The sequence below is a fragment of the Paenibacillus sp. FSL P2-0136 genome (assembly GCF_037975325.1).
GTDB lineage: Bacteria > Bacillota > Bacilli > Paenibacillales > Paenibacillaceae > Paenibacillus_AQ > Paenibacillus_AQ silagei.
On record NZ_CP150244.1, the window covers coordinates 7,306,761 to 7,326,486 of the forward strand.

Annotated in this window: 16 protein-coding genes, 3 rRNA genes and 1 riboswitch; of the genes, 17 read left to right on the forward strand and 2 right to left on the reverse strand. The window is 51.9% G+C overall.

What is annotated here, in order from left to right:
- The first annotated feature begins 2 nt into the window (after nt 1-2).
- From NYE26_RS31325 to NYE26_RS31345, 5 genes are all read left to right on the forward strand, one after another.
- Entirely contained in the window at nt 3-1,103 is a 1,101-nt protein-coding gene (locus tag NYE26_RS31325) for an HD-GYP domain-containing protein (protein WP_339252659.1), read from the forward strand.
- A 373-nt stretch (nt 1,104-1,476) separates the two neighbouring features.
- Nucleotides 1,477-3,037 (forward strand): 16S ribosomal RNA (locus NYE26_RS31330).
- A 250-nt stretch (nt 3,038-3,287) separates the two neighbouring features.
- Nucleotides 3,288-6,213, forward strand: a 23S ribosomal RNA gene (locus NYE26_RS31335).
- Nucleotides 6,214-6,358: 145 nt separating this feature from the next.
- Nucleotides 6,359-6,475 (forward strand): 5S ribosomal RNA (rrf, locus tag NYE26_RS31340).
- Together the 16S, 23S and 5S rRNA genes form the textbook arrangement of a ribosomal RNA operon.
- 263 nt (nt 6,476-6,738) lie before the next feature.
- On the forward strand, nt 6,739-7,158 hold the full coding sequence (locus NYE26_RS31345; RefSeq protein WP_036723990.1) for a hypothetical protein: 420 nt from the start codon (nt 6,739-6,741) through the stop codon (nt 7,156-7,158).
- 86 nt (nt 7,159-7,244) lie between these two features.
- On the opposite strand, the gene NYE26_RS31350 is transcribed toward NYE26_RS31345, so the two are convergent.
- Nucleotides 7,245-7,769 (reverse strand): hypothetical protein, encoded by a 525-nt coding sequence (locus NYE26_RS31350; RefSeq protein ID WP_339252661.1) that lies wholly within the window; start codon nt 7,767-7,769, stop codon nt 7,245-7,247.
- Nucleotides 7,770-7,979: 210 nt separating this feature from the next.
- Between NYE26_RS31350 and NYE26_RS31355 the strand changes: the two genes are divergently transcribed.
- The 10 genes from NYE26_RS31355 to rsmI all read left to right on the forward strand — a co-directional run bounded on the left by NYE26_RS31355 (nt 7,980) and on the right by rsmI (nt 15,859).
- The gene (locus NYE26_RS31355; RefSeq protein WP_036723987.1) at nt 7,980-8,165 is read left to right on the forward strand and encodes a sigma factor G inhibitor Gin; all 186 of its coding nucleotides are present in this window, start codon (nt 7,980-7,982) and stop codon (nt 8,163-8,165) included.
- A 215-nt stretch (nt 8,166-8,380) separates the two neighbouring features.
- A complete protein-coding gene (locus tag NYE26_RS31360; RefSeq protein WP_339252664.1) occupies nt 8,381-10,207 on the forward strand; it encodes an aminotransferase class I/II-fold pyridoxal phosphate-dependent enzyme in 1,827 nt (608 codons plus the stop codon).
- Nucleotides 10,208-10,849, forward strand: coding sequence for a dTMP kinase (tmk, locus tag NYE26_RS31365; protein WP_036723984.1), 642 nt, complete (start codon nt 10,208-10,210; stop codon nt 10,847-10,849). It begins immediately after the preceding gene.
- 114 nt (nt 10,850-10,963) lie between these two features.
- Nucleotides 10,964-11,293: a cyclic-di-AMP receptor gene (locus tag NYE26_RS31370; RefSeq protein ID WP_036723983.1), complete on the forward strand. Its 330-nt coding sequence runs from the start codon at nt 10,964-10,966 to the stop codon at nt 11,291-11,293.
- A 5-nt stretch (nt 11,294-11,298) separates the two neighbouring features.
- Entirely contained in the window at nt 11,299-11,742 is a 444-nt protein-coding gene (locus tag NYE26_RS31375; protein WP_036723982.1) for a YaaR family protein, read from the forward strand.
- 16 nt (nt 11,743-11,758) lie between these two features.
- A complete protein-coding gene (gene holB / locus NYE26_RS31380) occupies nt 11,759-12,733 on the forward strand; it encodes a DNA polymerase III subunit delta' (protein ID WP_036696363.1) in 975 nt (324 codons plus the stop codon).
- Between the two features lie 150 nt (nt 12,734-12,883).
- A complete protein-coding gene (locus NYE26_RS31385) occupies nt 12,884-13,684 on the forward strand; it encodes a stage 0 sporulation family protein (protein WP_036696365.1) in 801 nt (266 codons plus the stop codon).
- 31 nt (nt 13,685-13,715) lie between these two features.
- Nucleotides 13,716-14,078, forward strand: coding sequence for a DNA replication initiation control protein YabA (gene yabA, locus NYE26_RS31390; protein WP_036723981.1), 363 nt, complete (start codon nt 13,716-13,718; stop codon nt 14,076-14,078).
- A 102-nt stretch (nt 14,079-14,180) separates the two neighbouring features.
- Complete coding sequence (locus NYE26_RS31395) at nt 14,181-14,957, forward strand: tRNA1(Val) (adenine(37)-N6)-methyltransferase (RefSeq protein ID WP_200869522.1); 777 nt, start codon at nt 14,181-14,183, stop codon at nt 14,955-14,957.
- Nucleotides 14,954-15,859 carry a 16S rRNA (cytidine(1402)-2'-O)-methyltransferase gene (rsmI, locus tag NYE26_RS31400; RefSeq protein ID WP_036723980.1) on the forward strand — a complete coding sequence of 302 codons (906 nt, stop codon included), beginning with the start codon at nt 14,954-14,956 and terminating at the stop codon, nt 15,857-15,859. The genes NYE26_RS31395 and rsmI overlap by 4 nt, the downstream gene beginning before the upstream one ends.
- A 650-nt stretch (nt 15,860-16,509) precedes the next feature.
- Here the strand turns inward: rsmI and NYE26_RS31405 are convergent.
- Nucleotides 16,510-16,764, reverse strand: coding sequence for an AbrB/MazE/SpoVT family DNA-binding domain-containing protein (locus NYE26_RS31405; RefSeq protein ID WP_019914502.1), 255 nt, complete (start codon nt 16,762-16,764; stop codon nt 16,510-16,512).
- A 275-nt stretch (nt 16,765-17,039) separates the two neighbouring features.
- Between NYE26_RS31405 and NYE26_RS31410 the strand changes: the two genes are divergently transcribed.
- Both NYE26_RS31410 and NYE26_RS31415 read left to right on the forward strand, forming a co-directional pair.
- A complete protein-coding gene (locus tag NYE26_RS31410) occupies nt 17,040-18,323 on the forward strand; it encodes an HD domain-containing protein (RefSeq protein WP_339252668.1) in 1,284 nt (427 codons plus the stop codon).
- A 54-nt stretch (nt 18,324-18,377) separates the two neighbouring features.
- Nucleotides 18,378-19,148: a TatD family hydrolase gene (locus NYE26_RS31415; RefSeq protein WP_339252670.1), complete on the forward strand. Its 771-nt coding sequence runs from the start codon at nt 18,378-18,380 to the stop codon at nt 19,146-19,148.
- A 199-nt stretch (nt 19,149-19,347) separates the two neighbouring features.
- Nucleotides 19,348-19,576, forward strand: a riboswitch (cyclic di-AMP (ydaO/yuaA leader).
- Nucleotides 19,577-19,726: the final 150 nt, after the last annotated feature.

Sequence of the window (19,726 nt, forward strand, 5' to 3'; positions counted from 1 at the left end):
TAATGCCAAACATATCCGTTGGAGAGATTAAAGCGGGTTCAAAGATTATAAAGGATGTAATTACTCCTTTAGGAGGAGTATTGTTCGGGAAGGGCAAAATCATTCTCCCCCGGGATATTGAGATTTTGCAGGCTTTTTTGATCGGACAGGTTGAGATTGAAGGGGCACAAGGGGAAGACAAATCGGCAGAGAGCGCTAAACCGGCAGTGAAGCAGCAAGCGGCTAAGGCGGGTGCTCTGATTAATGAGTCGGTGCTAGCCAAGAGTAATTCTCCGCTTCACGATGAGTATGAGAAAATGCTGGTGCTTATCAAGCAAAGCTACCGTGCAGCGGCTGCAGCGGCTCTTCCGATCTTCGAACTGCGGAGTCAACTGGAGCTGCTGATTACCCATTTGAAGGATTATCATGTCTTAAAGTTTGCGCCGCGTGTGCTGATTGACCAGGAATATAACTATCATAATGCGGTCTTGTCTGCCCTGACCTCCTATCGAATTGCCCAGTGGTGCGGATATCCGCAGAAGGACTGGATGCAGGCTGCTTTTGCCGGCTTGCTGCACGATATAGGTAACATTAAGGTAGACGAAGCGCTGCTGCAGAAGCCAACCCCTCTAAGCGGTGCAGAGATTGACGAGGTACGCAGGCACACTACATACGGTTATCAGCTGCTGCGCAATGTTACAGCCATTAACGAAGGGGTTAGACTAGCTGCCTTGCAGCACCATGAGAAGATAGACGGTTCAGGGTATCCACTTAGGCTGGATGGCAGCCAGATTCATTTCTACGCCAAGATTGTGGCAGTCGCCGATATCTTCCATGCCATGACGCTGGGAAAAGCCTACAGAAAGGCACAGTCGCCTTATCTGGTATTGGAGCAGCTGCAGAAGGAGAGCTTCGGAAAGCTCGATCCGGTAATCGTACAGACCTTCATTCAAAAGACGACAGACCTATATAACGGTACACGGATACGGCTCAGCGACGGACGTCACGGGGAAATCATCTTTACCGACCGTAACAACCCGACAAGACCTATGGTTCAGGTTGAAGGAAGCATCGTTAATCTGATCAATGAACGGGAGCTTCATATTCAAGAAATTATTGCTTAAGCACGCGGACAGAGGAGTAGAGCTATGCTAACTTGCTTGCCGGGTTAGGGCCGGTTAGGGGAAGCGTAGCTTTAAATAATGATTTAGAAATAATGCTTGCAATGAATGTCTATACGTGATATATTCTATTTCTGGCCGCGAAACATCAACGCCTGGCTCGAACAAGAAGTTAAAAAAAGAGCTTGCATTGATCGACTGGATGTGATATATTATAAGAGTTGCTGGTGATGACAACATCGACACTAACAACGAGCTTGATCTTTGAAAACTGAACAACGAGTGAGTATCGGAGATCGCTTCGGCGAGATCCAAAAATGAGAATGTAAATTCTCGTCAGATGTTTCAAAATGAGCAATCGCTCTTTCTAAATACCAATTTGGAGAGTTTGATCCTGGCTCAGGACGAACGCTGGCGGCATGCCTAATACATGCAAGTCGAGCGGAGTTTGAGAGGAAGCTTGCTTCCTTTCAGACTTAGCGGCGGACGGGTGAGTAACACGTAGGCAACCTGCCCTCAAGCCTGGGATAACTACCGGAAACGGTAGCTAATACCGGATAATTTCTTTTTTCTCCTGAGAGAAGAATGAAAGGCGGAGCAATCTGCTGCTTGGGGATGGGCCTGCGGCGCATTAGCTAGTTGGTGGGGTAACGGCCCACCAAGGCGACGATGCGTAGCCGACCTGAGAGGGTGAACGGCCACACTGGGACTGAGACACGGCCCAGACTCCTACGGGAGGCAGCAGTAGGGAATCTTCCGCAATGGGCGCAAGCCTGACGGAGCAATGCCGCGTGAGTGATGAAGGTTTTCGGATCGTAAAGCTCTGTTGCCAGGGAAGAACGTCCGGTAGAGTAACTGCTGCCGGAGTGACGGTACCTGAGAAGAAAGCCCCGGCTAACTACGTGCCAGCAGCCGCGGTAATACGTAGGGGGCAAGCGTTGTCCGGAATTATTGGGCGTAAAGCGCGCGCAGGCGGTTATTTAAGTCTGGTGTTTAAACCTTGGGCTCAACCTGAGGTCGCACTGGAAACTGGGTGACTTGAGTACAGAAGAGGAAAGTGGAATTCCACGTGTAGCGGTGAAATGCGTAGATATGTGGAGGAACACCAGTGGCGAAGGCGACTTTCTGGGCTGTAACTGACGCTGAGGCGCGAAAGCGTGGGGAGCAAACAGGATTAGATACCCTGGTAGTCCACGCCGTAAACGATGAGTGCTAGGTGTTAGGGGTTTCGATACCCTTGGTGCCGAAGTTAACACAGTAAGCACTCCGCCTGGGGAGTACGGTCGCAAGACTGAAACTCAAAGGAATTGACGGGGACCCGCACAAGCAGTGGAGTATGTGGTTTAATTCGAAGCAACGCGAAGAACCTTACCAGGTCTTGACATCCAACTAACGAAGCAGAGATGCATCAGGTGCCCTTCGGGGAAAGTTGAGACAGGTGGTGCATGGTTGTCGTCAGCTCGTGTCGTGAGATGTTGGGTTAAGTCCCGCAACGAGCGCAACCCTTGACTTTAGTTGCCAGCAGGTTGAGCTGGGCACTCTAGAGTGACTGCCGGTGACAAACCGGAGGAAGGTGGGGATGACGTCAAATCATCATGCCCCTTATGACCTGGGCTACACACGTACTACAATGGCCGGTACAACGGGAAGCGAAGCCGCGAGGTGGAGCCAATCCCAGCAAAGCCGGTCTCAGTTCGGATTGCAGGCTGCAACTCGCCTGCATGAAGTCGGAATTGCTAGTAATCGCGGATCAGCATGCCGCGGTGAATACGTTCCCGGGTCTTGTACACACCGCCCGTCACACCACGAGAGTTTACAACACCCGAAGTCGGTGGGGTAACCCGCAAGGGAGCCAGCCGCCGAAGGTGGGGTAGATGATTGGGGTGAAGTCGTAACAAGGTAGCCGTATCGGAAGGTGCGGCTGGATCACCTCCTTTCTATGGAGAATCGTCTTCTGCAATGAAGACATTCAAATCGGAAGCTTCGCTTCCACAATAGAACCCTTGGGTTCGAATACTCACTCGTTGGTCAGTTTTGAGAGTTTAAGCTCTCAAGTAAGAAACTTGATCCTTGAAAACTGGATACCGAAACGAATTTGCGTTTTAGAACATTCCTTTAAGCTGAACTTGTGTAAACAAGTTTCATATTAATGGCGATACTAGCGATTTTCCTTAGGGAAAACGCATTGGTTAAGCTACTAAGAGCACACGGAGGATGCCTAGGCGCCAGGAGCCGACGAAGGACGTGGCGAACAACGAAACTGCCTCGGGGAGCTGTAAGCAAGCTTTGATCCGGGGGTGTCCGAATGGGGAAACCCAGCTGTGGTAATTCGCAGTTACTCATTTCTGAATACATAGGAAATGCAGAGGCAGACCAGGGGAACTGAAACATCTAAGTACCCTGAGGAAGAGAAAACAATAGTGATTCCGTCAGTAGCGGCGAGCGAACGCGGAACAGCCTAAACCAAGGGGCTTGCCTCTTGGGGTTGTGGGACGTCTCACATGGAGTTACAAAGGAATATGGTAGGCGAAGAGGTCTGGAAAGGCCCGCGATAGAGGTAAAAGCCCTGTAGCCTAAACTGTGTTCTCTCCGAGACGGATCCCGAGTAGTGCGGGGCACGTGAAACCCCGTATGAATCCAGCAGGACCATCTGCTAAGGCTAAATACTACCTGGCGACCGATAGTGAAACAGTACCGTGAGGGAAAGGTGAAAAGCACCCCGGAAGGGGAGTGAAATAGAACCTGAAACCGTGTGCTTACAAAAAGTCAGAGCCCTCTTTATGGGTGATGGCGTGCCTTTTGTAGAATGAACCGGCGAGTTACGTTTAACATGCAAGGTTAAGGTGAGAAGCCGGAGCCGCAGCGAAAGCGAGTCTGAATAGGGCGACTAAGTATGTGGACGTAGACCCGAAACCGTGTGATCTACCCCTGTCCAGGGTGAAGGTGCGGTAACACGCACTGGAGGCCCGAACCCACGCATGTTGAAAAATGCGGGGATGAGGTGGGGGTAGCGGAGAAATTCCAATCGAACTCGGAGATAGCTGGTTCTCCCCGAAATAGCTTTAGGGCTAGCCTCGGTGAATGGAGTGGTGGAGGTAGAGCACTGATTGGGTGCGGGGCCCGCAAGGGTTACCAAGCTCAGTCAAACTCCGAATGCCATTAACTTCTTGCCGGGAGTCAGACAGTGAGTGCTAAGATCCATTGTCAAAAGGGAAACAGCCCAGACCATCAGCTAAGGTCCCCAAGTGTGTGTTAAGTGGGAAAGGATGTGGAGTTGCACAGACAACCAGGATGTTGGCTTAGAAGCAGCCACCATTGAAAGAGTGCGTAATAGCTCACTGGTCGAGTGACTCTGCGCCGAAAATGTAACGGGGCTAAACACACCACCGAAGCTATGGCTAGATGCTTTGCATCTGGGGTAGGGGAGCGTTGTATGTGGGTTGAAGGTGTACCGTAAGGAGCGCTGGACAGCATACAAGTGAGAATGCCGGTATGAGTAACGAAAAGATCAGTGAGAATCTGATCCGCCGAAAGCCCAAGGTTTCCTGAGGAAGGCTCGTCCGCTCAGGGTAAGTCGGGACCTAAGGCGAGGCCGACAGGCGTAGTCGAAGGACAACAGTTTGAAATTACTGTACCACCGTAATCCGCTATGAGCGATGGGGTGACGCAGGAGGGTAGTGACGCGGACTGATGGATGTCCGTCTAAGCAGTGAGGCTGGTGTGCAGGCAAATCCGCACATCGTAAGGCTGGGCTGTGATGGGGAGCGAAAATTATAGTAGCGAAGGTCATGATCTCACACTGCCAAGAAAAGCCTCTAGCCAGGAGAAGGTGCCCGTACCGCAAACCGACACAGGTAGGCGAGAAGAGAATTCTAAGGCGCGCGGAAGAACTCTCGTTAAGGAACTCGGCAAAATGACCCCGTAACTTCGGGAGAAGGGGTGCCTCGGTAGGGTGAATAGCCCGAGGGGGCCGCAGTGAAAAGGCCCAAGCGACTGTTTAGCAAAAACACAGGTCTGTGCGAAGCCGCAAGGCGAAGTATACGGGCTGACGCCTGCCCGGTGCTGGAAGGTTAAGGGGAGCGGTTAGGAGCAATCCGAAGCTGTGAACCGAAGCCCCAGTAAACGGCGGCCGTAACTATAACGGTCCTAAGGTAGCGAAATTCCTTGTCAGGTAAATTCTGACCCGCACGAATGGCGTAACGACTTGGGCGCTGTCTCAACGAGAGATCCGGTGAAATTTTAATACCTGTGAAGATGCAGGTTACCCGCGACAAGACGGAAAGACCCCATGGAGCTTTACTGCAGCTTGATATTGAATTTGGGTACGATCTGTACAGGATAGGTGGGAGCCGTGGAGGCAGGAGCGCAAGCTTCTGCGGAGGCGCCGTTGGGATACCACCCTGATCGTATCTAGGTTCTAACCTAGTGCCCTCATCGGGTACGGGGACCGTGTCAGGCGGGCAGTTTGACTGGGGCGGTCGCCTCCTAAAGAGTAACGGAGGCGTTCAAAGGTTCCCTCAGAATGGTTGGAAATCATTCGCAGAGTGCAAAGGCATAAGGGAGCTTGACTGCGAGACCTACAAGTCGAGCAGGGACGAAAGTCGGACTTAGTGATCCGGTGGTACCGCATGGAAGGGCCATCGCTCAACGGATAAAAGCTACCCTGGGGATAACAGGCTTATCTCCCCCAAGAGTCCACATCGACGGGGAGGTTTGGCACCTCGATGTCGGCTCATCGCATCCTGGGGCTGAAGTAGGTCCCAAGGGTTGGGCTGTTCGCCCATTAAAGCGGTACGCGAGCTGGGTTCAGAACGTCGTGAGACAGTTCGGTCCCTATCTGTCGTGGGCGCAGGAAATTTGAGAGGAGCTGTCCTTAGTACGAGAGGACCGGGATGGACGTACCGCTGGTGCATCAGTTGTTCCGCCAGGAGCATGGCTGAGTAGCTACGTACGGACGGGATAAGCGCTGAAAGCATCTAAGCGTGAAGCCCCCCTCAAGATGAGATTTCCCAGTATGTAAGACCCCTTGAAGACGACGAGGTAGATAGGTTGGAGGTGGAAGTGCAGCAATGCATGGAGCTGACCAATACTAATCGGTCGAGGGCTTATCCAAGAACTACCCCAAAAAGTGAAGATGAAGCTGACGAAGCGGATTCCGAATACTTTCCGGGGGCCCCGTAAGAAGGGCGAGCGCAAATTCGTTTCGGATTCAGTTTTCAGGAATCAATTTCCTGAAGCATTTACGCTGTAAATGCCCGTTTGGTGGCGATAGCGGAGGGGTTCCACACGTACCCATCCCGAACACGACCGTTAAGCCCTCCAGCGCCGATGGTACTTGGACCGAAGGGTCCTGGGAGAGTAGGACGTTGCCAAGCACACATGAGCCATTGTCGACAATTCGACAATGGCTTTTTTGTATACCCGCATCTATAAAAAGCGGGAAGGGGTGCGGTATTTTATTATAAAAACGCTTACAAACGAGTGACATTTTTGTTACCGACGAGGCGATGGTTCCAAGTATAATGGAAAAGTGCAATAAATAAGCAAAAGCCTTAATACGAATGAACTACGTATAAATTCTATCTTGGAATTTTCTTGCGTCTTTAGATGCATGGTAGAGGTAAGGAGGATTTAAGGTATGAAGCGAACTCAACCTTTGTGGATATTAGTTATTCTTTGTATAGTCGGAGTAATGCTGGCGGGTTGCGGAACGAAGGAGCCGGCTTGGGATACTTTTAACGGTGCACTTAATGAGGAAGACTTCCCCGTTCCCAAAGAGGCAAGCTCACCCGACAGAACAACTACAAACGTAGCCATGGACTATGTCCGGTATTCCTTGCCGGGGTTGAAGGAGAAGAAAGGCGTGCCGGAGCCTTATCTTGCAGCCATTAAAGCGTGGGGCTGGGAAGAGCAGGAACAGAAAGCAGACGATTCCGGGAGCTCCCGTGTTTTTCAGAAAGAAGGACTTATTGTACACCTGACCGTGCATGATGACTATTTCATCGTGATGATTCCGAAGGAAAAGAAGGTCACAACCAAAGGCTTGAAGAACAGATAAAAAATCGCCGTCCGGTTATGGATGGCGATTTTTTGTGTGTGCATGCTTGGCCGCTTAAATACAGCGCTATGTATATCTGGTTGGGATTACTGGGCGTAATAAGAGGCGTCTGCTGCATTGAACTTGAGCATCCCGTCTTTGGCTACACTGTTGAAGCGCAGCAGCGCATACAGACGGGGGAGCAGCAACCACAGGTGGCATACCGCAAGCGAAACCGTGAAGGCTGGCGGAGCCCAGACGATGAAGAGTGCGGCTATACAAAGACCGATCCAGAGGTTATGCAGCTGTACGGTACGGAAGATGCCGTAATTGATATATTGATCGGGCATGTAACCGGGCCAGGGCAGGCGCAGGGATAATCTCCAGCGCTTGGCGATAGGGTGTCCGCTAATCAGCAGCACAGAGCGTGAGATGACATACTGAATCCACAGCATGACAGGTCCGGCTATAATCATGAACAGAACACTAAGCCAGGAGAGAAAGACACTTTCGAGCACAAGGCATATAAAGGGCAGGGTGATATAGACCCGCAGCAGGAATGCTGTAATATTAATTTTTTTGATAAGCTTGTATTGATAGAATGTAGCGGCACCTTTGGTGTTTGGTTCCATACCTGGAATTCGGACCTCCTCGCAAGTTCTCTTGTTATTATTATCGGCCTGCTCCTGCGTTTTATTAAACAACGGGCTCAGATTCACCGAATGGGCAGCGGGCGAATATATATATTTTAGGCTATGAAGGATTAGGAAAAAACTATGAAAAGGTTTAAAATGATAGAAGGTGTACCATACTGTTCTTAAAAGAGTCAAGGTGGGATGAAAATGGAACAGCAAACCGGGCAGGCCTGCATTATCTGCGGGCAAGAAAAGGAAGAAGGCATTGTGATTGTCTCGCACTTCATCTGTGAGGACTGTGAGAGTGAGATGGTGCGTACGGAGGCTGAGGATGTGAAGTACAACTTTTTCATTAACCGGATGAAGAAGATCAATCTGCGTATGCATGCTTAATGTTCGAATTGCAGTACCTGTAACAAGCAACATATAAAGAGCGGGCGGTGAATCTGTGTCGCGTTGGCTGCAAATACAAGGTTCTTCTTAACGGCTTCTCCGCCCTGACCGGGTGAGGGGAGCCGTTTTATTGCGTGCAATCCTTTGCGGAAGTGATAGGCGTTTGGGTGCATTTGCGTTAAAATAGAAGGTAACCCCCAGGGGAGGAAGAATCTATGGACAAGCTACAGCCTGGCAGGGCACCTGTATACGAAATGCTGGAACAATATAGACATAAGGGTAATATATCTTATCATGTGCCGGGTCACAAGAACGGGGAGGCTTACCGGAGTACTGTCAGTGCAGAGAGTGCGGGGTATCTCACGGAAGTGATGCGTTACGATGTGACGGAGATTACCGGAACGGATGACCTTCATCATCCGGAAGGGGTAATAAGGGAAGCCCAGGAGCTGGCAGCCGATTGTTACGGCGCGGAGGAGAGTTATATGCTGGTGGGCGGAAGCACCGCGGGTAATCTGGCTCTGATCCTGACGGTCTGTTCTGAGCCCGGAAGTTTGCTTATTCTGCAGCGCAACGTCCACAAGTCCGTGATCCATGGACTGATGCTGGCGGGAGCGCGTGCAGTCTTCCTGGAGCCGCAGATCGACCCGGGCAGCGGTCTTGCGGTGGCACCGTCTGCTGAGACGGTGCAGGCGGCGCTGGCCGCTTACCCGGAGGCTGTCGGGGTCCTAGTCACCATGCCGAATTACTACGGCATGGGCAGTGACCTAGCGCCCCTCGCGCAGGCCTGTCACGCTTGCTGCGTGCCGCTGCTGGTGGATGAGGCGCACGGGGCGCATTACGGGCAGCACCCCGCGCTTCCGGCGGGGGCGCTTGCCCAGGGCGCGGACGGCGTGGTGCAGTCCACGCATAAGATGCTGACGGCGCTGACGATGGGCGCCATGCTGCATGTGCAAGGGCCATGGCTGGACCGCGCGCTGCTGCGGCAGCGCCTGGCCATGGTGCAGAGCTCCAGCCCATCCTACCCCGTGATGGCTTCGCTCGATCTGGCCCGGCGCCTGCTGCACAGCCAGGGCGCCGGTGCCTTCACGGCGGGGCTCGCCGCCGTGGATGTCCTGCGGCGCGGCCTGGCGGCGCTGCCGCGCTTCGGGCTGCTGCAGCCGGCGCAGCAGCAGCCTGTCTGCGGCGAGGCGGGCGCCGCAGGAGTGAATACGCCGCCACTGCGCGGGGCGGCGTACGTGACCCAGGACCCCTTTAAGGCGGTCATATATGACGCCGCGGGGGTCCTGGGGGGCTTCGAGCTGCAGCGCAGGCTCGAAGAGAGGGGAATCGTGCCGGAGATGAGCGACGACCGGCACGTGGTTCTGGCCTTCAGCCTCGGCTCGAAGGCTGAAGAGGCAGCTGCGCTGCTGACAGCGCTGCAGGACATTGCAGCGCAGACCTCCTTGGCAGCGCCGCAGACAGGACGGAGCGCATCTCCCTTAGACCTTGAACCTACCACTGGCGCTGATCCTGTCACTGGCCCTGAACCTACTGCTGGATCTGATCATATCTCTGATCTTGAACCTGTCTCCGGCCTAGATCTTACCGCTGATTCCGGTCCTGGCCAGTCTACTTACTCAGACACTGCCGCGGCTCCCGCTCCCCAAGGCGGAGAATCCTTCTCCAGCGCACGGACCGCAGCCCAGGCAGCGTCATATAATAGCAGAGAAGGGGAATTAACCTTCTCCGGTCATATTTCCACGTGGAACAATTTCGACATCCCGGCAGTATCGGCTCCGGTCGCGTTCTCTATCCGGCCGGTGGCTGCCGGGGAGACAGAGAGTGTAGAGCTTGAGGCAAGCGCGGGCAGGATTGCGGCGGAGATGGTTATTCCCTATCCGCCAGGCATCCCGCTCTTATATCCCGGAGAGAGCATTACAGCGTCTGTCTGTGACAGGCTGATCCGTCTGAGAATAGGCGGGGCGAAATTTCAGGCCTGTGCTGATCCGGCCTTACAGCATATTATGGTATACAACATTCAGAAGGGCGGAGAAGCATAAGTGAAGCGAGAAGGATTCTTCATTACACTGGAGGGAGGCGACGGCTCCGGCAAAACAACCGTACTCGGCAGGGTGGCAGCTTATCTGCAGAACCATTCCATGCCCTATTTAATCACCCGCGAACCGGGAGGGATTGAGATTGCCGAGAAGATCCGCTCTATTATCCTCGACCCGGCGCATACGGCTATGGATGCCCGGACAGAGGCACTCCTGTATGCGGCGGCAAGAAGCCAGCATCTGGCGGAGGTGGTCGAGCCTGCCTTGCAGGAGGGAATTACCGTGCTCTGCGACCGTTTTGTAGACAGCAGTCTGGTCTATCAAGGGTACGCCAGAGGGCTGGGCATCGAAGAGGTGAGGGGGATTAACCGGTTTGCGACTGGCGGGAGAATGCCCGATCTTACCTTTTACCTGGATGTAGATCCTGAGGTGGGCCTGTCCCGGATAGCGGCCAATCAGAACCGGGAAGTGAACCGGCTGGATCTGGAGAGCCTGGAGTTTCATCAGAAGGTGCGGGCGGGCTATGAACTGGTAACCAGCTCTGATCCGCAGCGGATTGTGGTGCTTGATGCGGGTCGTCCCATCCATATGGTGGAGCAGGATATTGTACGTGTACTGAAGGACAGGATATTAAAGGATTTCTAAGGTGTTTTGTCAAATAAACAATAGAGGTATAATGATTGAACAGGGCTTCTCCGCAGATTGAATCGATGTTGTGCGGATAGCCTGTGAACATAACTAATAGGAGGGGATACGAAGATGAATTTGATCATTGCAATTATCCAGGATAAAGACAGCAACCGGCTATCCAGTGAACTGGTGAAGGCGAACTTCCGTGCCACCAAGCTGGCCAGTACAGGCGGATTTCTCCGTGCGGGTAACACTACCTTTTTGATTGGGGTAGATGATATTCAGGTAGACGCTGTACTCAGTGTAATCCGTAACAGCTGTAAAGTACGCGAGCAACTGGTCACTCCGGTCACGCCGATGAGCGGCACGACAGATTCCTATTTGCCGCTTCCTGTTGAAGTGCAGGTGGGCGGAGCTACCGTATTCGTACTTCCCGTCGATCGTTTCGAGCATTATTGAGCATAATGAAGATCAACCCGGGCTACAGGCCCTTAAAAAGCGAAATGCTGACCACAGAGGCTGAGAGGCGTCCGGTCCAGCAAAAAAACTTCAACGATGTATTTCAACAGCAAAGCCAGCAGAAAACTATAGATGAGTTGAACCGTCAGATTAAAGATATCCAGCTGCAAGGCGACCGGCTCTCCAAATCCATGACTGTGCGTGAGCTATCCATCTACCGGAACCTGATCAAACGGTTCCTGGAGGAGACGGCCCGCCGCGGAGTGATCCTGAAGGATACCAAGGGCTGGGACCGGCGGGGCCGCGGCAAACGCTACAAGCTGCTCGAAGAGGTTGATGCCGCTCTGCTGAATATGGCAGATGATCTGCTGGACAGCGAGCAGGGCCGGATTGATCTCCTGGGCCGGGTTGGAGAGATCCGCGGGCTGCTGATTAACCTTTCTTTCTGACAACTTGGAGGAATATATGTCTTTTCATGAACTATTAGGCCAGGAGGACGCTAAACGGCTGCTTCAGAATGCCTTACGCAAGGATGCTGTCAGCCATGCTTATCTGTTCACGGGTCCGGCAGGCAGCGGGCAGGTGAAGATGGCTTTGACGTTCGCCCAGGCGATATTCTGTACCGCCAGCAAAGATGATGCCTGCGGAGAGTGCCTGGAATGCCGCAAGGTGGAGCATGGCAATCATCCTGATTTAACGCTGCTGCGCCCCGATGGGGCGAGCATTAAGATCGATCAGATTCGTGAACTTCAGCGTGTTTTTTCCTACCGCTCGGAAGGAATTAACCCGAAGGTTTATATTATAGAAGGAGCGGACAAAATGACGGTGCAAGCCGCGAATAGTCTGCTGAAATTCCTGGAGGAGCCGCCGGCCCCTGCGGTAGGCATTCTCATCTCCGATAACAGCAGTTCCCTGCTCCCGACGATCCAGTCCAGAACCCAGCGCATTCCGTTTAGCCCACTCCATCCGGATATTATGCTTCAGGCGCTGTCCGGTGAAGGGGTTCCGGTGCCGCTGGCACGGTGCGCGGTGTCGCTGACTGCCGGTCTTGACGGCTGCAGGGAACTTTTGGCACAGAATTGGTTTGCAGAAATGAGAAATCTAGTGTTACAATTAGCGAAGGAGTCTCTGGGCAAGGGCAGCACTGCGGTAGCAACCGCGGGTTCGAAGCTGTTCAAGACCGGACTTGGTGAACATTTGGACACTCTATTCAGCATGTTCCACTTATGGTTCAAAGATATGCTCTACTTCCTGTACCGAAAGCACGAAAGTATCGTTTTCATAGATCAGTTAGACTTTATTTCGAGGGCTGCCCGTCAGAGGAGTACGCAGCAGTGGGTGGCTTATATGGAATATGCGGCGGAGAGCAAGCGGAAGCTGCGTTCCAATGCCAATGCCCAGCTGTGTCTGGAGCAGTTTTTAATCCGGCTGGAAAGCTAGAGGCTCGGGTTATTTATAATAGATCCTCCGGGATATAATCCTCAGCACCTGGAAAGACCGGGTATAGCGGACGAGGAAGGACAAGCATGGATCATCAGGGAAGCAGTCTTGCTTAAGGGTTCCTTTACCGTCAAACAAGGGGGTTAATTTTTGTACAGCGTAGTAGGTGTCCGCTTCAAAAAAGCGGGTAAAATATATTATTTCGATCCGCTTGATTTCCCGATTGAACGCGATCAATGCGTGATTGTCGAGACTGCAAGAGGGGTCGAATACGGTAAGGTTGTCGTTGGCAAAAAAGAGGTGCAGGAAGCTGACGTTGTACTGCCGCTCAAGAAAGTCATGCGCATTGCCGGTGAAACCGACGCGCGCGTGGTGGAAGAGAACAAGGGTGCAGCGAAGGATGCTTTTACCACCTGTTTAAATAAAATCCGCGATCATGGCCTCAAAATGAAGCTGGTGGATGTGGAGTTTACGTTTGACCGCAACAAGATTATTTTCTACTTTACGGCCGAGGGCCGTGTGGATTTCCGCGAGCTGGTGAAGGACCTGGCCAGTATTTTCCGTACCCGCATTGAGCTCCGGCAGATTGGTGTGCGGGATGAAGCCAAGATGCTGGGCGGATTAGGCCCATGCGGACGGGTGCTCTGCTGCTCCTCCTGGCTTGGTGATTTCGAGCCGGTGTCCATCAAGATGGCGAAGGATCAGAATCTGTCGCTTAACCCGACCAAGATCTCGGGATTATGCGGACGGCTGATGTGTTGTCTGAAGTTTGAGCATGATAATTATGAGAGCACGAAGGAAGAAATGCCGGCTGTAGGCAAAATGGTCGTTACTTCACTGGGTGACGGCAAGGTAGTCGGTATCAATGCCGGCAGCCGCACGGTTCATGTGCAGCTGTTTGAAGTGGGCAAAGTTAAAGAACTTCCAATGGATGATGTTGTCGTCAAGTAAACCATTATAAGGTTACTTTCGGGGTGGAAACTTGGAGAAGAAAAATATATTTGCACACATGCAGGAGATGGAAGCGCAGATGGATGAAATGCGCACCACTCTGGGCGATTGGAAGCAGACGGTCAAAGAGCTGATGGAAGCGAATCAGAAGCTGAGTCTGGAGAACGAGCAACTTCGTATCATATTGAAAAGGGAAGCGCCTGTAGATAAGGCCGCACTGTCTGCGGAGGCGGAGGCTATACTTGCTGCCGAAGGGAAAGAGGAGGTTGTCGGGGAAGGCTACGATAATCTGGCCCGGCTGTATCACGAAGGCTTCCACATCTGCAATGTCTACTTTGGGCATTTGCGGACGGAAGGGGATTGTCTGTTCTGCCTTTCTTTTCTTAATAAATGAGGATATCCAGCCGTAGGAGATTGTCGCCTACGGTTTTTTTGAATGTAAGGCTATGCTTCCGAAGCATACGCTCAACAAAAACTTTTAGGAGATTACATTACAATGACCCATTCAATGAACAATACACCTGTACCCTTACATGAAGCTGAACGGGTCGATGACCTGCTCACCCATGATCTGAGAATTATCCAGAGTGACGAAGTGTTCAGCTTCTCAATGGATGCTGTACTGCTGGCACGGTTCGCCAGTGTACCGCCGCGCGGACGGGTGCTTGACCTGTGTACGGGTAACGGAGTAATTCCTATGCTCCTGACTACACGGACGAAGGCTTCTATTGAAGGAATCGAGATTCAGCCCCGTCTGGCAGACATGGCCCGGCGCAGTGTATCGCTTAACGGCCTGGAGGAGCGGGTACAGATTCATGAGGGCGATTTGCGGGAGCTTCATCTTACAGCGGGCTATGGCGTATACGATGCGATCACGGTGAATCCCCCTTATATGCCGCTGAACGGGAGCGATCTGAAGCTGAATTCCCATCAGGCGATGGCCCGCCATGAAATCGGTTGTACCCTGGAGGAGGTCATTCAGGCCTGTGTCCGGCTGGTCCGTACCGGAGGCAAAGTCAGCATGGTGCATAAGCCGCAGCGCCTAGTGGATATTATCAGTCTGATGCGGAAGCACCGGCTGGAACCGAAGCTGATCCGCTTTGTACATCCCCGCGCCCATCTGGAAGCGAATATGGTTCTGATCGAGGCCGCGCGTGACGGGAAGCCGGAGGTGCGTTTACAACCGCCTTTAATCGTATATAATGAGGACAATCAATATTGCCCCGAGATTATGGATATTTATTACGGAAACAAAGAGGATACGAGCCAATGACCATACAATGCCAAAGCAGCTTTCAAAATAACCATGACGGAGCGAAGCCCGAAGGATGCGGATGCCTGTATCTGGTGGCTACGCCGATCGGCAATCTGGAGGATATGACTTACCGGGCAGTACGCACGCTGAAGGAATGCGATATTATCGCTGCTGAGGATACGAGACAGACGCGTAAGCTACTGAGCCATTTTGAAATTACACCGTCCATGCTGTTCAGTTACCATGAGCATAACAAGGCCGCCAGTGGGCCGGAGCTGATACGCTATATAATAGAAGGTAAAAATCTGGCACTCGTCAGTGATGCCGGTCTGCCGGCGATTTCCGACCCTGGTGCCGATCTGGTAGCTCTGGCTGTCAGCCATCAGATTCCGGTGATTCCGGTGCCTGGAGCAAATGCCGCCTTGTCGGCTTTGATTGCCTCAGGGCTGCCTACCGCCAGCTTCACGTTCGTCGGCTTCCTGCCTAGAGAGCGCAAGGATATAAGGGCCGTTCTTGCACCTCTGCGTTCTGCCCAGGGGACACTGCTCTTCTATGAATCGCCGCACCGAGTTGCCAAGACCCTTGTTCATTTGCAGGAGGCCTTCGGCAACCGCCGGATCACACTGGCCCGTGAGCTGACCAAGCGATATGAGGAGTTCCTGCGCGGAACGATTGAAGAATGCAGTAGATGGCTGGAGGAGCATCCTCCGCTTGGAGAGTACGTAATTGTCCTTGAGGGAGAGAGTAAAGAGGAGGCCGAGCTGGCCGAGTCTTCCTGGTGGCGTCAGCTTAGTACCGGGGAGCATGTAGCCCACTACGAGGCTTCAGGTTTAACGCGTAAGGATGCCATGAAAAAGGCAGCGTCTGACCGCGGCTTGTCCAAGCGCGATATTTATAATGAACTTCTGGAGCGGAGTTAGAACACCGCTGTGCTGAAGTTATTCGAATTCCAGTGAAAACCTAAAAATGGGTTTAATCATCTGAGCACCCAATGAAATAAATGTATTCTATACACTTATATGGATTGTAATATTCCTTTTATTGGTTATAGTTGTAGTTTATACATTTATATGTATAGGAAAAGCCAGTAACCATCCAGCACCCAAGTCGCTAGTCACTCTATGGTTAAGCGATTCTCGCAGAGAGAGCGGGTCTACGCAGATCAGTCGCACGAGAGCACCCGGCGCAGCCGCCATAGGCACCTGCCTATGGCGAAACCCTTCGACTGGCAAGGCCTGAGGGATCACCGCAGGGAGGCCGAGGAGGGCCGGTCCACCGCCAACCCCAGCTTCCTTCCGCGCCTGTTGCAGAGATCCGCCAAGCTTCCGGGTGTCCAGAGGGCCGGGGCCCTTGGGGCCCTCCCTGTTAGGGAGGGTTTGGGAGGGTAAGAATCAGAGGTTTAAGAATTAGATGTGAGGTTTAGGAAGCAGACAGGGTAGGAAAAAGGGGCATCCGGGGAAAGTCCCCGAAAATAGCGCAAAAAAATACCTCCCGCGCGAACGGGAGGCCAAGGAGATATAAAAAGGTTAGAATTAACAATTGGATTAGTTCCTATTATACCCTATTTATTTTAGTTTGTCACAGGGGTAGGGATAGCCGAAATGCATTCATGACAAACAATTTTACCTTTGAAGTAAGTTACATTCTCAGCATTGCCGCAGAAAATGCAAGCAGGCTCGTATTTCTTAAGCATGATCCGCTCACCGTCCACGTAAATTTCGAGCGCATCTTTTTCTCCAATGCCTAGGGTGCGACGCAATTCAATTGGAATAACGACCCGTCCAAGCTCATCTACCTTACGTACAATTCCTGTTGATTTCATCATTACAATCGTTGCTCCTCTCAATGTTCAAAAGCGTCATTATTCGACATTCTTCACTGTTTTATGATATTTATAATACCAACCATTCCCAAAACAGTCAACCTTTTTTCAGGCTAATTTTAAGAAATCTTTTGAGACCACATTTATTCCGCGTTTGATCGGGCAAATCACTCTTAAAAAGCTTATGAAGATGTTTGTCGATTTGGCAGTATATGAATCGCTAATATTCGACAAAGAGCGACAATATATTATATAAAACAAGAAAAGGAGATGATTTCATGAAGCAACCGCTGTCAGAAGAGAAGGTATTTAAGGACCCGGTTCACAACTACATCCACGTACAGGACACTATTATCTGGAGATTGATTAATACTATGGAATTCCAGCGTCTGCGGCGCATCCGGCAGCTGGGCACCTCCTATTTGACCTTTCACGGGGCGGAACACAGCCGGTTCTCCCATTCTCTGGGGGTATATGAGATTACGCGGAGGATTATTTCCCAGTTTGAACGGAGCGGCTATAAGGACTGGATGCCGGAGGAGAGACTGCTTACCCTGTGTGCGGCACTGCTGCATGATTTGGGGCATGGCCCATTCTCCCATTCTATAGAAGAAGCTTTCGAAATGGATCATGAAGACTGGACCTGCCGTATCATTCTGGAGGATACAGAGATTACGGCTATTCTGCGTGATGTGGCTGAAGATTTCCCCGGTAAAGTAGCCTCGGTCATCTCCAAAACCTATGAGCATGAAATTGTTGTCAATTTGGTGTCGGGACCGCTGGATGCTGACCGGATGGATTATCTGCTCCGGGATGCATATTATACAGGGGTGAATTATGGAACCATCGACATCGACCGGATTCTGCGGATGCTGCGCCCTTATGACGGCCGGGTGGTTGTGAAGGAATCGGGGATGCATGCGATTGAGGATTACCTGATGTCACGGTACCAGATGTACTGGCAGGTCTATTTCCACCCGGTAACCCGCAGCTCTGAGATTATTCTCAGGCAGATTCTCCGCCGGGCCAAGGAGCTGGTGCAGCAGCAGCATGCCTTCCGCTTCATGATCGAGCCCTTAAGTGATCTGTTCAGCGGAGAGGTAACGGTAGGGCAGTACCTGCTGCTGGATGAAGCCTTGATGCAGACTGCCTTCATGCAGTGGACGCTGGAGGAGGATGACATCCTGAGCGACTTGTGCAGCCGGTTTATCCATCGTAAACTGTATAAATATGTGGAGATGGAGCATTTGGATTCTGACACGATTGACGAAATTCGCCGCAGCTTCGCCGGTGCGGGACTCCGGCCCGATTATGATCTGGAAATTGATTATCCCACCGATCTTCCCTATGATGTATTCCGTCCGGGAGACGGCTTTGACAGCAAGCAGATCCTGCTTCTGGACAAGCATGACCGGCTGAGGGAAATCTCCGAGGTCTCGGATATTGTTCGCTCTATCAGTGGTATTCACCGCGGCAGATACCATCTGTATTTTCCGCAGGACAGACTGCAGAAAGCCCTTCCACAGCTGCCGCCGTCCATCGCAGAGATTTTTGCCAAATAATCAGATCAAGCTTGGAATTATAGATACAACAACAGGCCGAAAGGATGTAATGTAATGCAGTTATTCGACACCCATACCCATCTGGATGCTCCACAATTCGACGAAGACCGCGAAGAGGTCATTGCCAGGGCGCTGGAAGCCGGCGTCAGCAAGATGATCAACATTGGCTTTAATCGGGATACGATACCGACCACCATGCAGCTTGCCGAGAAATATGATTATATTTATGCAGCCGTTGGCTGGCATCCCCAGGATGCCATCACGATGAAGGACGGGGACCTCGAATGGATCGCCTCCTTATGCGCTCATCCCAAGGTGGTTGCCATCGGCGAGATTGGGCTGGATTACTACTGGGATACCTCTCCTAAGGATGTGCAGCATGAAGTATTCCGCAAGCAGATCGGGCTGGCCCGTGAGGTGAAGATGCCAATCTCTATTCATAACCGCGATGCTCATGAAGATGTAATCCGCATACTCCGTGAGGAGAAGGCGGGCGAGGTTGGCGGCGTAATGCACTCCTTCTCCGGGAGCTGGGAAAGTGCCAAGATGTGTCTTGATTTGGGCTTCCATCTTTCTTTTGGAGGACCGATTACGTTCAAGAATGCCCGGGTGCCCAAAGAGGTGCTTGCCCAGACTCCGCTGGACCGGCTGCTGATCGAAACCGACTCCCCATATCTGACTCCGCACCCCTTCCGGGGCAAGCGAAATGAGACCGCTCATGTGAGGCTGGTAGCGGAGGCGGCCGCGGCAATAAAAGGGATTGAATTACAGGAATTGGCGGAAATTACGTATGCGAACGCACTGGAACGATTTGGGATACTCTGAAAACAGGAGTAAAAGCGGTGAAAAATGAAGTATAGCGAATATATTAAACTTTTATGACGGAAAAACGGCCGATTATTACAATATTTTAATCATTTTTTTACGTAAACGTGGTTGAATCGTCCTTTACAACATGTATCAAAACAGGATATCATCTTTTCAGTGCAGTGAGCTGTTGTAACTGTGACAGTCACTAATTTCATGGATCGTCTCGCTGAGTCTCCGCAACGGAGAATGGGGGAACCAATAATGCGCTGCCGCATGAACGTACAAAAGTACTGGCACAGAATTGCCGCAGGCATTATTTGATTTCTTTACGTGGTCTTGGGGTGAATTTGAGGGCAACCGCCGTGAGCGGGTGACCTGAGATAGGGCGTCTCTCTTATGTCCGAACCCGACAGCTAACCCCGTAAGCGCAAGTAAGAGAGGAAACCTCGTGTATAAGCATTCCGACGTATTCGACACCGGGAAGCCACGAAAGAGTCCTCTATGAGCTCTTTTTAGGCTTCTTTTGTTTTGAATAATGAGAATGCTCCCGGCATACTGTTATATAACAGATCTCCGGAGTAACTATGCCGAGC

Bases quoted from the DNA above. Each gene is read 5' to 3' on its own strand.
- NYE26_RS31325 (WP_339252659.1), top strand. From the start codon at position 3: ATGCCAAACATATCCGTTGGAGAGATTAAAGCGGGTTCAAAGATTATA.
- NYE26_RS31345 (WP_036723990.1), top strand. From the start codon at position 6,739: ATGAAGCGAACTCAACCTTTGTGGATATTAGTTATTCTTTGTATAGTC.
- NYE26_RS31350 (WP_339252661.1), bottom strand. From the start codon at position 7,769: ATGGAACCAAACACCAAAGGTGCCGCTACATTCTATCAATACAAGCTT.
- NYE26_RS31355 (WP_036723987.1), top strand. From the start codon at position 7,980: ATGGAACAGCAAACCGGGCAGGCCTGCATTATCTGCGGGCAAGAAAAG.
- NYE26_RS31360 (WP_339252664.1), top strand. From the start codon at position 8,381: ATGGACAAGCTACAGCCTGGCAGGGCACCTGTATACGAAATGCTGGAA.
- NYE26_RS31370 (WP_036723983.1), top strand. From the start codon at position 10,964: ATGAATTTGATCATTGCAATTATCCAGGATAAAGACAGCAACCGGCTA.
- NYE26_RS31375 (WP_036723982.1), top strand. From the start codon at position 11,299: ATGAAGATCAACCCGGGCTACAGGCCCTTAAAAAGCGAAATGCTGACC.
- holB (WP_036696363.1), top strand. From the start codon at position 11,759: ATGTCTTTTCATGAACTATTAGGCCAGGAGGACGCTAAACGGCTGCTT.
- NYE26_RS31395 (WP_200869522.1), top strand. From the start codon at position 14,181: ATGACCCATTCAATGAACAATACACCTGTACCCTTACATGAAGCTGAA.
- rsmI (WP_036723980.1), top strand. From the start codon at position 14,954: ATGACCATACAATGCCAAAGCAGCTTTCAAAATAACCATGACGGAGCG.
- NYE26_RS31405 (WP_019914502.1), bottom strand. From the start codon at position 16,764: ATGATGAAATCAACAGGAATTGTACGTAAGGTAGATGAGCTTGGACGG.
- NYE26_RS31410 (WP_339252668.1), top strand. From the start codon at position 17,040: ATGAAGCAACCGCTGTCAGAAGAGAAGGTATTTAAGGACCCGGTTCAC.
- NYE26_RS31415 (WP_339252670.1), top strand. From the start codon at position 18,378: ATGCAGTTATTCGACACCCATACCCATCTGGATGCTCCACAATTCGAC.